The organism is Citricoccus sp. (assembly GCF_032154715.1).
GTDB lineage: Bacteria > Actinomycetota > Actinomycetes > Actinomycetales > Micrococcaceae > Citricoccus.
Map to the genome: position 1 here is coordinate 1 of NZ_JALDXU010000093.1, position 13,052 is coordinate 13,052.

11 protein-coding genes are annotated in these 13,052 nt (G+C 64.9%); 4 read left to right on the plus strand and 7 right to left on the minus strand.

Annotated elements, in window-relative coordinates:
• Window positions 1-1,750: glutamine--fructose-6-phosphate transaminase (isomerizing) (gene glmS, locus RUH65_RS12990; protein WP_313817964.1), on the minus strand; the 1,750-nt coding region annotated here is incomplete at its 3' end.
• A 227-nt stretch (window positions 1,751-1,977) separates the two neighbouring features.
• Between glmS and RUH65_RS12995 the strand changes: the two genes are divergently transcribed.
• The 4 genes from RUH65_RS12995 to galU all read left to right on the plus strand — a co-directional run bounded on the left by RUH65_RS12995 (window position 1,978) and on the right by galU (window position 6,460).
• Window positions 1,978-3,099, plus strand: coding sequence for a glycosyltransferase (locus RUH65_RS12995; RefSeq protein ID WP_313817966.1), 1,122 nt, complete (start codon window positions 1,978-1,980; stop codon window positions 3,097-3,099).
• 93 nt (window positions 3,100-3,192) lie between these two features.
• The gene (locus RUH65_RS13000; RefSeq protein WP_313817967.1) at window positions 3,193-4,422 is read left to right on the plus strand and encodes a zinc-dependent alcohol dehydrogenase; all 1,230 of its coding nucleotides are present in this window, start codon (window positions 3,193-3,195) and stop codon (window positions 4,420-4,422) included.
• Window positions 4,422-5,474 carry an NAD-dependent epimerase/dehydratase family protein gene (locus RUH65_RS13005; protein WP_313817968.1) on the plus strand — a complete coding sequence of 351 codons (1,053 nt, stop codon included), beginning with the start codon at window positions 4,422-4,424 and terminating at the stop codon, window positions 5,472-5,474. Before RUH65_RS13000 ends, RUH65_RS13005 begins: the two co-directional genes overlap by 1 nt.
• Window positions 5,475-5,548: 74 nt before the next feature.
• Window positions 5,549-6,460: a UTP--glucose-1-phosphate uridylyltransferase GalU gene (galU, locus tag RUH65_RS13010; RefSeq protein WP_313817969.1), complete on the plus strand. Its 912-nt coding sequence runs from the start codon at window positions 5,549-5,551 to the stop codon at window positions 6,458-6,460.
• Between the two features lie 37 nt (window positions 6,461-6,497).
• Here the strand turns inward: galU and RUH65_RS13015 are convergent, their stop codons facing one another.
• The 6 genes from RUH65_RS13015 to RUH65_RS13040 all read right to left on the minus strand — a co-directional run.
• Window positions 6,498-6,980 carry a hypothetical protein gene (locus RUH65_RS13015; protein WP_313817970.1) on the minus strand — a complete coding sequence of 161 codons (483 nt, stop codon included), beginning with the start codon at window positions 6,978-6,980 and terminating at the stop codon, window positions 6,498-6,500.
• Window positions 6,977-9,466 (minus strand): nitrate reductase, encoded by a 2,490-nt coding sequence (locus RUH65_RS13020; protein ID WP_313817971.1) that lies wholly within the window; start codon window positions 9,464-9,466, stop codon window positions 6,977-6,979. The genes RUH65_RS13015 and RUH65_RS13020 overlap by 4 nt, the downstream gene beginning before the upstream one ends.
• The gene (locus RUH65_RS13025; RefSeq protein ID WP_313817972.1) at window positions 9,463-10,005 is read right to left on the minus strand and encodes a hypothetical protein; all 543 of its coding nucleotides are present in this window, start codon (window positions 10,003-10,005) and stop codon (window positions 9,463-9,465) included. The genes RUH65_RS13020 and RUH65_RS13025 overlap by 4 nt, the downstream gene beginning before the upstream one ends.
• A 78-nt stretch (window positions 10,006-10,083) precedes the next feature.
• Entirely contained in the window at window positions 10,084-11,220 is a 1,137-nt protein-coding gene (locus RUH65_RS13030; protein ID WP_313817973.1) for an HTTM domain-containing protein, read from the minus strand.
• On the minus strand, window positions 11,211-11,966 hold the full coding sequence (locus RUH65_RS13035; protein ID WP_313817975.1) for a DUF5819 family protein: 756 nt from the start codon (window positions 11,964-11,966) through the stop codon (window positions 11,211-11,213). The genes RUH65_RS13030 and RUH65_RS13035 overlap by 10 nt, the downstream gene beginning before the upstream one ends.
• 82 nt (window positions 11,967-12,048) lie before the next feature.
• The coding region (locus tag RUH65_RS13040; RefSeq protein ID WP_313817976.1) for an LPXTG cell wall anchor domain-containing protein at window positions 12,049-13,052 on the minus strand (1,004 nt) is incomplete at its 5' end.

Sequence of the window (13,052 nt, forward strand, 5' to 3'; positions counted from 1 at the left end):
GCTGAGTCTCCGGGACGTAGAAGACTTGCTCCGCGTAGTCCCTGACAGTCTCATCGCCAGCTTCGGCCACCACGATGGTCTTAGCGCCGCGGGCGCGGACCTCCTGAATGTTGGAAACCACCTTCGCGTGGAGGGAGTGGCGATCCATCGGCGAGGGCACCACCACGAAGACCGGCTGGCCTTCATCGATGAGTGCAATCGGGCCGTGCTTCAACTCGCCAGCAGCAAAACCCTCGGCGTGGATGTACGCCAGTTCCTTGAGTTTCAGGGCTCCCTCGAGGGCGACCGGGTAACCCACGTTCCGGCCTAAGAACAGCACGGAGGAAGTCTCGGCCATGGCTCGCGCCAGCTCCTTGATCCCGTCAGAGTTGTTCAGGATCTGTTGGACCTTGGCCGGGATGGCCGCCAAATCGGACAGGATGTCCTTGATCTCCTCGCGGTAGAGCTTCTTGGTCAACTGAGCCAAGTAGAGGCCCAACAGGTACGCCGCCGTGATCTGGGCCAAGAAGGCCTTAGTGGAGGCCACCGCGATCTCGGGGCCCGCATGAGTGTAGAGCACGGCATCGGATTCACGCGGGATCGTGGATCCGTTGGTGTTGCAAATCGATACCGTGCGTGCACCTTGCTCCTTGGCATAGCGCACCGCCATAAGGGTGTCCATGGTCTCGCCCGACTGAGAGATGGAGACAATCAGGGTGGACGCGTCGATGATCGGATCGCGGTAGCGGAACTCATGGGATAGCTCCACCTCCACAGGGATCCGGCACCACCGTTCAATGGCGTACTTGGCGACCATGCCTGCATACGAAGACGTACCGCAAGCCAGGACGATGATCTTCCGGATGGACTTCAGCTCGTCCTCGTCGATGCGGAGTTCGTCGAGGATCAGGTTGCCGTCAACATCGCTGCGGCCCAGCAGGGTGTCTGCCACGGCGGCCGGCTGATCGTGGATTTCCTTCTCCATGAAGGAGGCGAAGCCACCCTTCTCGGCAGCGGAGGCGTCCCAATCGACGGTAAATTCCTTGCCCTGGGCAGGGTTCCCGAAGAAGTCGGTGATCTCGACGGAGTCGGCGGTGATGGTGACCACCTGATCCTGCTCGAGTTCCACCGCGCGGCGGGTGAAATCGATGAACCCAGAAACGTCTGAACCAAGGAAGTTCTCCCCGTCCCCCAAGCCGACGACCAGCGGGGAGTTCTTACGGGAGGCAACGACGCGGTCGGGATGTTCGGCGTGGACGGCCAGCAAGGTGAATGCACCCTCGAGCCGCTGGCTGACCAACTGCATCGACTTGGTCAGGTCCCGCCCACCCTCATGGCGGTAGATGTGGCCGAGCAGAGCTGCCGCCACCTCAGTGTCAGTCTCCGAACGGAAGTCGACGCCGTTGGCCAGCATTTCCTTCTTAAGTTCGGCGAAGTTTTCGATGATGCCGTTGTGGATGACAGAGAGCTGATCGTTGTCTGCCAGATGCGGGTGGGCGTTCAGGTCGGTAGGGCCGCCGTGGGTGGCCCACCGGGTGTGACCGATCCCCACGGATGCCACCGGCATCGGACGGGATTCGAGTTCTGCCGTAAGGTTGGCCAGCTTGCCGGCCTTCTTGCGGTGCTCCACCTCACCATCAGTCACCACTGCCACACCGGCGGAATCATATCCACGGTATTCAAGGCGCTTGAGGCCTTCCATGAGCACGTCCAGGGACGAGCGCTGGTCCAACAAAGAGGGCTGGCCAATGTAGCCGACGATTCCACACATGGGGACTAGGTTATCCCGGATCCGTAGCCTTTCATCCGAGTGGGCAAGCGACCGTGTTCCTCACCCTCCCCAATTGGACTGAACGTGGGACCGCTCCGGATACGCCGTTCCCTCATCGTGTCAGGGACATCGAAAGACACGACACTTGGTAATCTGGCCGAGTCTTCAACGCATATTGAAGTGGCCACCGACCAAAATGAGGCCACGCGCTCTCAAAGGATCTGCACTTGAGCAAATCAGTGGCCATCATCGGAACCCGGGGATACCCCAGTTACTACGGCGGCTTCGAAACGGCTGTCCGGAGGCTAGCCCCGTTCTTGGCTGAGAACGGTTGGGACGTTACGGTCTACAGTCGACCTGACGGCGTCAAGGAGGACGACCCTCAGGTGGATTTGAGAGTGCAGTCCGTTCTCACGAAGGGTATCGAGACTAAACAACTGAGCACGCTCAGCTACGGGCTCACATCCACAGTCCATGCAGCGTTCAAGAAGCCTGATGTAGCGCTCATCATGAATGTGGCGAACGGATACTTTCTCCCTTTGCTCAAGGTCCGTGGCGTGCCCACCATTCTGAACGTTGATGGCATCGAGTGGGAGAGAGCCAAATGGGGCGAAGCGGCCCGCAAATTGTTCCGACAGGGAGCACGCGCTTCGGCGATCACTGCCAACTACCTCATCGCGGATTCCAAGGAAATCAAGAGGCGCTGGGAGAACAAGACCCATCGAAAACTGGAGTTCATTCCTTACGGAGGCGATGAGCCCGGAGACCTTCCTATTCCGGCTGAGGGCCAGTCAGGGAAATACGCTCTTCTTGTTGCGCGCTTCGTTCCGGAGAACACCATAGGTCCGTTCCTCGACGCCGCACGGACTATCGCCAAAACCCACGACGTGATTCTTGTGGGGTCGGCTGGGTACACCGATCCCATTGAGGACAAGATTCGACGGTTGGTGGACGATTCACCGCGTGTGACTTGGCTAGGCCACATCAGCAATGATGAGCACCTGCACGGGTTGTGGCAAAATGCCGGCGTCTATTTCCACGGTCATAGCGTCGGAGGCACCAACCCCGCCTTGGTCCAAGCTATGGCTTGTTCCACGCCCACGGTTGCCCGCGATACCGTCTACAACCGAGAAGTTTTGGACGATGCAGCGCTATTTGTCGAGCCCAACGGAAGCGATATCGCCGACGCCTGTCTGAGGGTGCTCAACGATCCGGAGCTCCGCGAAAAGCTAGGAGCCAAGGCTTTCGCCCGGTCTCGGTCTCACTACAGTTGGGAGCAGGTGTGCGCAGACTACGAGGCTCTGCTAGAGCACGCGATTGAGTCAGGAAGTAGACACATTACGTTCTAACTTTCGCCAGCTTCACGAGTGCTTTCCTCGGTTCGCTGCTTGCCATCGGCCGCCCCTTCACAGGCACCCAGCCTGGACCATAGCGTGGCGAACATGAAGGCACTCACTTGGCAAGGCAAGCGCAACGTCAGCGTCGAGAACGTCCCGGATCCCGTGATCGAGGCACCCACGGACGCGATCATCAAGATCACCTCCACCGCCATCTGCGGCTCGGACTTGCATCTCTATGAGGTCCTCGGTCCGTTCATGGACAAGGATGATGTGATCGGCCACGAGCCCATGGGCATCGTCCAAGAGGTCGGTTCCGGGGTGCATAACCTCTCCCCCGGTGACCGCGTGGTCATCCCGTTCAACATCTCCTGCGGGCACTGCTGGATGTGCGAGCGCGGACTGCAGTCCCAGTGTGAGACCACCCAGGTCAGGGAGCAGGGTTCCGGGGCGGCCCTGTTCGGTTACTCCCGGCTCTACGGCTCGGTTCCCGGCGGGCAGGCTGAGTATCTTCGGGTTCCACATGCTGATTACGGGCCCATCAAGGTCCCCCATTCCGGGGAGGACGAGCAATGGCTATACCTCTCGGACATCCTGCCCACCGCCTGGCAGGCCGTGCAGTACGCCCACGTCCCGGAGGGCGGCACCCTGGCCGTGCTGGGGCTGGGGCCCGTCGGCCAGTTCTCCGCCCGCATCGGCAAGCACCTGGGCTACCGAGTGATCGGCGTGGACCCGGTCAGCGAGCGGCGGGGCATGGCCGAACGCCACGGCATCGAGACCATCGATCAGGACGAGCACGTGACTGATCGTCTTCGCCTGGCCACGGACGGCCGCGGTCCGGATGCGGTGGTGGACGCCGTGGGGATGGAAGCGCACGGTTCCCCGGCCGCCGGGGCCGCTCACGCCGCCGTCGGGCTCCTGCCGGACGCCCTCGGGCGGGCCGCCATGCAGGCGGCCGGCGTGGACCGACTGGCCGCGCTACACACCGCCATCGAGTCCGTCCGGCGGGGCGGCACCATCTCCCTGTCCGGCGTCTACGGCGGCACCGCCGACCCCATGCCGATGCTGACCCTGTTCGACAAGCAGATCAAACTCACCATGGGCCAGTGCAACGTGAAGCGCTGGATCGACGACCTGATGCCCCTCGTGGATGACCCCGCCGATCCGCTCGGGACCCTGGACCTGGCCACGCACCACGTGCCGCTGGACCGGGCGCCGGAGATGTACGAGACATTCCAGAAGAAGGAGGACGGCTGCATCAAGGTCGTCCTCAAGCCGGAGATCGCCCCCGTGACCTCCACGGTCCCCGTGGTGGCGCCCGAGGGGGAGGTCTGATGCGAGTCGTGGTCCTCGGTGCCACCGGCAACGTAGGCACCGCCCTGTTGCACCGGCTCCAGGCCGCCAAGGCCTCCGGCGAGGTCGATTCCATCGTCGGGGTGTCACGCCGCGGCCCGGACCGTCCCGGTCCGCCCTTCGAAGGCGTGGAATGGCTCAAGATCGACGTGACGGATCCCGACGCCGGCCCTCGGCTGGAGACGGCCATGCGCGGCGCGGACGCGGTGGTGGACCTGGTGTGGGTGATCCGCCCCAACCGCGACCGCAAGTTCCTGCGCGCGGTCAACGTGGAGGGCACCCGCACGGTCTTCCAGGCGGTGGCCCACGCCGGCGTCCCCCACCTGGTCTATGCCTCCTCGATCGGTGCCTACGGCAAGGGCTCCAAGACCGTTCCCGTGGACGAGTCCCACCCCACCACGGGGACTCCGACCTCTCACTACGGCGCGCAGAAGGCCGAAGTGGAAGACCTGCTGGATGCCTTCGAGGCGGAGAACCCCGGGACCCTGGTCTCGCGGCTGCGGCCGGGGCTGATCTTCGGGGCGGTGCCGGCACCGGAGATCAAGGACTACTTCATCGGCGACCTGGTGCCCGCCCCCCTGCTGACGTGGCTGCTGGCCGTGGGGCGGCTGCCGGTGCTGCCGTTCCCGGCGGGCATCCGGTTCCAGGCCGTCGCTGCCGCGGATATGGCCGAGGCCTACTGGCGGGTGGTCCGGCAAAGGGCCGGCGGAGCCTTCAATGTGGCCGCCGATCCGGTGCTGGATGCCCAGACCGTGGGCCAATTACTCGGATCACGCCGGTACCTGGAGCTTCCGGTGCCCGTGTTCAAGGCCCTGGCCGCCGCCACCTATGCCGCCCGGCTGCAGCCGACGGACCCCGGCTGGGTGGACATGGCCGAGACCGTCCCGATCATGGACACCTCCAAGCTGCGGGAGACGACCGGGTGGAGCGAAACCGTCAGCTCCCAGCAGGCCCTCCGGGCACTGCTGGACGGCTTCGACGGTGCCGAAGGTCTCGGCAACGCCGGTCATCGCTCGAGTTCTCCGGTGGAGTAGTCGGGCGCGCCCGCTTTGATGTCGCATTATTGCTGTTTCGATTTCGAGAAAACTACGAAAGCTATGCTTCCTTTATGACCCCCAGCTCGCAGAACGCTCGCGCCAAGAAAGCCGTCATCCCTGCCGCTGGCATGGGAACACGCTTCTTGCCCGCCACCAAGGCCATGCCCAAAGAGATGCTCCCGGTGGTGGACATGCCGGCCATCCAGTACGTCGTGGCCGAAGCGAAAGCAGCCGGTCTGGATGACGTGCTGATGGTCACCGGCCGCAGCAAGCGGGCCCTTGAGGACCACTTTGACCGGGTACCAGCGCTGGAACACACCCTGGAGCTCAAGGGCGATTTCGGCAAGCTGGACAAAATCCACGAGGCAACCAACCTGGGCAATATCCACTTCGTGCGTCAGAACGACGCCCTGGGCCTGGGCCATGCCGTTCTGTGTGCGAAGCAGCACGTCGGCCGTGACCCCTTCGCCGTGTTACTGGGCGACGACCTGATCAACGAGAAAGACGATCTGCTCGAGCGCATGATAGATGTCCAGCAAGAGAAGGGCGGCTCTGTCATCGCCCTCATGGAGGTCCCCCGGGAGAACATCTCCGCTTATGGGGTGGCGGAAGTCTCGGCTGTGGACGACAACCCAGGTGACGTGGTCCGGGTGACGGGTTTGGTCGAGAAGCCGGACGTTGATCTAGCTCCGTCCAATCTTGCCGTGATCGGCCGTTACGTTTTGAGCCCGGCCGTGTTCGACGTCCTCGAACGCACCGAACCGGGTCGTGGGAACGAAATCCAATTGACGGATGCCCTTCAGGTCCTGGCTGAGGGCGAGGGCGACGGCTTTGGCGTCCATGCCGTGGTGTTCTCCGGCAAGCGGTATGACACCGGTGACAAGCTCAGCTACCTGCAGGCCGTCATTGAACTGGCCTGCGACCGAGATGATCTGGGTCCGGGCCTACGGCCCTGGCTGAAGGAGTTCAGCGCCGCACTCTAAGGCTGACCCTGGTCTCCCGGGCACAGCGCGGCCGGGCTCAACTCACCAAGATTTGAGTCGAGTTCTCCTTGATGGCCGCGTTGGCCCACTTCATCTGCCGCAGGGTGTCCGGGTGACAGCGCTGGACCACGGCCAGCAGGTCCAGGTGTTGGATGCCCTGGGCCGCCTGCGCCAGCATCTCCCAGTCAGCGGAAACGCCGCAGGCCTTGGTGTAGATCTCCCGCAGGTCGTGCAGTAGCGCCAGCTCCGGGAAGCCCTTGCGGCCCAGCAGTTCGCTGCCACGCTCCCGGAGTCGGCGGGCCGCCGCCAGCTCGGACTTCGGCTCCCGGTCCAGGTGCTGGCCGTAGTCCGCGCCAATGTCCGCGATCTCCCGCACGTGCTGACGCGACCACTCCGCGAGGTCCCGGCCGAGATGGTAGATCGAGTGGTCCACCTGGTGGCGTTCCGAGGCGTGCAGCAGCTCCTGGGCCAGGTCGTTCTCGGAACGGTGCAGTTCGTGCAGGACGAGTCCGAGCTTCATCGTGTTCCCCGTTCAGTGGCAGTGGCGGTGGCGGTTTCGGTGGCTGTGCGCACCTCTTCGTCGGCCTGTGCGGTGTGGTCCCCCGCCGTACGGAAGCCGACGTCACCGACCGGGGCGGACGCCGTCGTCGTGGGGGCGGGAGCCGGGCCTGGCAGGGACTCGAGCCGGCGGATCTGGGCTGCCGCCGTCTTGAAGATCGGTTGTTTGGACGCCGGGTCCCAGTCGGTGATGGTCAGCTCGTTGGCGGCCCGGCCGCCGCCGCCCGGGGCGTAACCTCCGCCGGTGTCCCAGTAGCCGTAGTGGAAGGGCAGGAACAGCACGCCGCGGCGGATGCCGGTGATTCTCGCCTGAGCCGTCACGCTGCCGCGCGGTGTGGTGACCTCCGTGAGATCGCCCTCCTGGATCCCCACGGTGGCGGCGTCCTCGGCGCCGAGCTCTACCCAGACCTCCGGAGCGGCCCGTTGCAGCTGCGGGGCGCGGGCCGTCTTGGTGCGGGTGTGGAAGTGGTAGAGCGTCCGGCCGGTGATCAACTGCAGCGGGAAGTCCTCGCTGGGCTGCTCATGCGGGGGCAGGTACGCCGCAGCCTTGATGATGGCCTTCGCGTCCGGGTTCAGCGCCTTGTACTCGCTCGGCTCCAACGGGGCGCCGGTCAACAGGTCCTTGCCGTAACTCTCGCAATACGATGCCTCACTGAAGAAGGATCCGTCCTCGTAGAGCCGTTCGGTGCCCTCGGGATGGTCCTCGTTGCACGGCCACTGGATCCCAGAGGCGCCGCGGAGCTTGTCATAGCTCAGGCCCGTGTAGTCGCAGGGGCGGCCCCGCGTGCACTCCTTCCAGGCCTCGAACGCCGACTCGGGATCGTGCCACGTCACCAGAGGCTCGCCGTCCTTGTCCCGCAGATCCAGACGGCGGGCGTAGTCCAGGAAGATGTCCAGGTCCGGCCGCGCTTCCCCCGGCGGGTCCACGGCCTTCTCGGACAGGTGCACGGTCCGGTCCACGTTCGTGAACGTCCCGGTCTTCTCACCCCACGTGGCGGCCGGAAGCACGACGTCGGCCAGCTGGGCCGTCTCGGTCAGGAACAGGTCCTGCACCACCAGGAACAGCCGGTCCTGGGCGAGGATGGAGCGGATCCGCGCCAGTTCCGGCAGGGACACGGCCGGGTTGGTACCGCTGACCCACAGTAGACGGATGGACCCGTCCTCGGCGTAGCGCATCATCTGCATCACGTGGGTGGGCGGCCCGTAGTGCGGGATCCTGGACGGCTCCACGTTCCAGACCCGGGCCAGGTCCGCCACGTGCTCGTCATTGGACCAGTTGCGGAAGCCGGGCAGGTCTCCGTCTCCTCCGCACTCCCGGGTGTTCTGGGCGGTGGGCTGGCCGTTCATCTGCAGGATCCCGCAACCGGGGCGGCCCAGCATCCCCCGGATGAGGTGCACGTTGTTGACCTGCACGGACGCCGCCGTGGCCTGATGGGACTGGTAGAAGCCCTGCAGGACGGTCGAGAGCAGGCGTTCCGCCTGGCCGATGATGCGGGCCGCCTCCCGGATCTGTTCAGCGGGGACGTCGCAGATCTGGGCTACGTGCTCCGGCGTGTACTCGCGGACCCGCTGCTCGAGGTCGGCGAATCCGACCGTGTGGGCGTCCAGGTAGCCCCGGTCGATGTGCCCGTGGGCGATCAGCTCGTGCAGCAGGCCGTTCATCATCGCCACATTCGTGCCCGGCCGCGGGGCCAGGTGCACGGCGGCGTGGCGGGCGACCTCCGTGGGCCGCGGATCCACGCAGATGAGCTGGGGCGGGTTCGGGCCGGCGAGGCGGTCCAGGATCCGCATCCACAGCACCGACTGCGTCTCGGCCATGTTGTGCCCGTAGAGGGCGATCACATCAGCATGGTCGATGTCCGTGTAGCTGCCCGGCTGGCCGTCACAGGCGAAGGACTCCTTGAGGGCGGCGGCGGCCGTGGCGGTGCACAGCCGGGTGTTCCCGTCCACGTGATTGGTGCCCAGGCCGCCGTGGGCGATCAGGCCCAGCGTGTAGTACTCCTCCGCGAACAGCTGCCCGGTGGTGTAGAAACCCAGGGCACTGGCACCCTGCTCCTCCAGCAGGTCCTGGGTGCGGGACACGATCCGGTCCATGGCCGTGTCCCAGTCCGTCTCCACGAGTTCGCCGCCCTCCCGCACCAGCGGACGGGTCAGCCGGTCCAGGGAGCCGTTGGCCTGCCAGCCGTAGAGGTCCTTCACTCCCAGCCGCCCATGGTTGACCCGGTCCCCGGCCCGGCCGCGGACCCCGGCGATCCGCCCGTCCTTGACCGCGACGTCCAGCGCGTCCCCGTTGGAATGCAGGATGGAGGCGGTCTGCACCCACCGGTCCACGCTCTCCGGGTCCAGCCCCTCGTCCAGGTGCGTGTCCACCCGCACCGGCCAGTCCTCCCCGGCGGCGTAAGGGGTGCGCATGCCCCAGGGTTCGGCGATGCGGTCCCGGGCGGTCATGACGACGTCCCGAGGCCGTCCTCGTCAGTCTGGGCGACGAAGCGGGTATCCATCGTCTCGTCACTGATGCGGCGCACTCTGGCCTGCTGGTCCTGCGCCTGCTGGTAGAGGTCTTTCATGCGCTGGCCGTCCAGGCCGGCGCTGGGAAAGCGCTCCGCCAGCTTGGCCAGCACGGCGTACATGCCGGCTTTGCCCTGCAGGGCGCTCTGGAGGATGTCCATCTCCACCTGGGTCATGCCCTCGGACTTCGATCGGGTGATGTTCACCGGGTTGAGCCGGCCGGCCGTCTCAGCGGCGAGTCCCAAGGCGTTCTCCACCACCGACTGACGCAGGTCGAGCTTGTCGATCAGCTGCTTCAGTTCGTCCTGTTCCTCGCTGACCTGCTTCGATATCTCCAGGAACTCTTGCTCATACTGGGTGCCGTCCCACGTGCTCGCGGCGGCCTGGAACAGGCGCACTCCGCTCTTGGAGCCGAGCAGGTGGTGGTTGAGGTAGTCCTGCAGTTCGTCGCGGTTCAGGGTGCCGTGGGGAGTCTCCATGCTTCTTACCTACGCGTCCGGCCACCCCGCTGGCAAGGGATGGCCGGACGTGTGGTGTTCGGAGCAGGGGTTGCGAGGCTACACCGAGACCGAATCGCTGTCCGCTGGGTGGCGCGGCCCGTGCGTCGTGCGCGGTTTCTCCGACACCTTGGCACCTAGGCGGGCCCGCAGATCGCCGAACCGGGCACGGCCCCACGCCGCGATGGTGACCCAGGTGGCCCCGCTGACCAGGACGGCGTCCGCGGAGGCCATGATGCCGGAGAAGAACGGCAGGCCCATCACGATCGCGATGCCCAGGTGCATGGCCAGGATCGCCACGAGGGCGACGCGCCGGGTGATGCGGTGGAACAGCAGGAACGGAAACGCGATCTGGACGATCACCGTGAAGTACGTGACGAGCACAACGCCCCAGGAAGAGAACGTCAGGGCATCCGCCAGCCATGGGAAGACCCCGTACGCCTCGGATTGGACCGGGTAGTAGATCGCCGTGCCGTCCTGCCACAGGGAGCCCTGCACCTTGTAAAGCCCGGCCTCGAGGTAGACAAGGCACAGCTGTCCGACCACGAGGACCAGCGCCAGGATGTGCAGGATGGTTCCGGTCTGGGTCTCCTCTCGACCCTTCTTCCGGCGACGCCTGGAATCCAGGGACCAGCGCCGGGAGATGTCCGCGAAGATCAGGTAGATCAACATGATGCGGATGAAGTAGTTTCCGCCGTCCGAGATGGGAGTGTTCTGCGCGTTGATGGCCGTGTAGAAGATGAACAGCAATGGCGTCACCGCCCGGGTCCGCCAGCCCAGCACGAACGCCAGGGCCAGCGCGATGGCGACGAGGTACCAGGCCCAGAACAGGCCTGGCCCGGCGTCCCGGAGGATATCCAGAGGCCACTGGTAGCCCAGGATCTCGCGGTACTCGTCCCAGTACGCCGAACCCGGTCCCCAGATCCGTGACGCGATGGGCAAGTTGAACACGAGCCAGCCGACGAGCAGGGTGCCGGAGGCGATGCGCATGACGGCCAGGCCGTAGTCGGCATGCCGGTTCAGGATGAACCAGTCCAGGATCCAGTTGAAGAGGTTCGCGGGGGCGTTGCGGTGACGGCGGACCCACGCGGAGACGCTCGGAGCGGGCTGCGCCCCCGGCGTGGGCGTGGAGTCCGGTTCCGGGTGCAATGCCGGGCGGTTCTGCTCTGTGTTCTGCTCTGTAGTGGTCAGCGCCATGCTGCCAGCACCTCCTCATCGAATTGCTGGGCCGGACGCCACCCGATGTTCACCCACTGGGAACTCGTCTCGTTGTCCTCGTCGAAGCGTGACGCGAACGGCGTGATGGGGTCTCGGCGCAACCGCACCTCGACCATGGAGAAGTCCTCGTCCCACAATTCCTGGCCACGCAGGGTGGCCAAGCCCACCGCGGCGTTCTCGAGCCGCTGATAGGTGCGCATCTGGTTCAGTTCCCCGGCAGGGAAGGCTTCCGTGGCCTCGTCCGAGTACAGGTCCACGCCGAAGACGGGAGCCCCGTCCACGTGGTTGCCGCTGGCTCGCTCCTGGTTCTCCTCGCTCAGGTCACTGTTGGCGCTCCAGAGGCGGCCATGCACCGCCTTAGACTGGCGGGTCTCCCGGTTGGCGAAGATGTTGTAGAGGATCGCCTCCTGTTCTTCGGCCGTCATGTTGTGCCAGTCACTGAATTCGGCGCCGGCGGCATCTCCGCCGGCACAGACCTCGGCGGAGCTCAGGCACGCCCGGATCAGGAACTGCTCATCCTGCGAGTACGGCCCGGGCGCGAACAGACTCCAACCCTGGTCCAGCGGGCCCAGGAAGTACTTGTTGAGTGCCGGCTGCAGGGACGACTTCAGTGGCGTCTGCGGACCGGTGAACGCCGCCGTGGCGAGCAGGTGGCCGCACACGATCAGCGCGCCCACGATGAGGACTATCACGGGGAACAACCCCAGCCTTCTCTTGTTCTTCATGGTTCCCTTTCATCCCCAAAGCTGAACAGCACAGCGGGAGCGGCGGGCCTCAGACCCACCGCTCCCGTTGTGCTAACTCGTATCAGCTACGACGCAGGCGCTGCGTCAGCAACAGGCCGCCGCCGATGAGCAGCAACAGCACTCCGCCGCCGATCAGCCAGCCCTGGTCTGCACCAGTCTTCGCCAGCTGCTGCGAGGAGGCCCCCAGAGTCGGGGTGCCACCGTTCGAGTTGCCGGACGTGTTGCCGCCAGCGTTGGCACCGGTGTTGTTGCCGGTGTTGTTACCGGTGTTCACGCCAGCGTTGACGCCGGTGTTCTCAGCCGCGTTCACCTCGGTGTTCGCCTCGGTGTTCACGTCAGCATTGGCCTCGGTGTTCTCACCCGTGTTCACCTCAGTGTTCGCCTCGGTATTTTCAGCCGTATTCACCTCAGTGTTCACGTCAGTGTTCGCCTCGGTGTTTTCAGCCGTATTCACCTCAGTGTTCACGTCAGCGTTGGCCTCCGTGTTCTCACCCGTGTTCACCTCAGTGTTCGCCTCGGTGTTGTCGGCGGTGTCGGCATCAGGCGCGATGACCGTAAACGTCGACCAGCTGCCGCTCTCGGTCTCGTTGTCGACCACAGTGACGCGGTAGTCAGCCAGGTCGAGCTCCGCCGTCTCCAAACGAACAGCCGTTTCACCGTTGCTGTCAGTAGCGAGCTCGTCGCTCAGCAGGGTACCCAGGTCGTTCGGCAGAGCCCTCAGGAGGGTAGCCGGAGCGTCCAACTGCTTCAGGTAGACCGAAACAGTCGAATCCGGAGTGTAGCCAAGGCCGGTAACAAGGGTGGTGTCACCTTGCTCAACCGTCTTCGGCGTCACGTCGATGACCGGACCAGCAGTGTTGTCGGCCGTGTTGTCAGACGTGTTGACCTCGGTGTTATCCGCGGCGTTCACCTCGGTGTTGTCAGCCGTGTTGTCGGCAGCGTTCACCTCGGTGTTGTCAGCCGTGTTGTCGGCAGCGTTCACCTCGGTGTTGTCAGCCGTGTTGTCGGCAGCGTTCACCTCGGTGTTGTCAGCCGTGTTGTCGGCAGCGTTCACCTCGGTGTTGT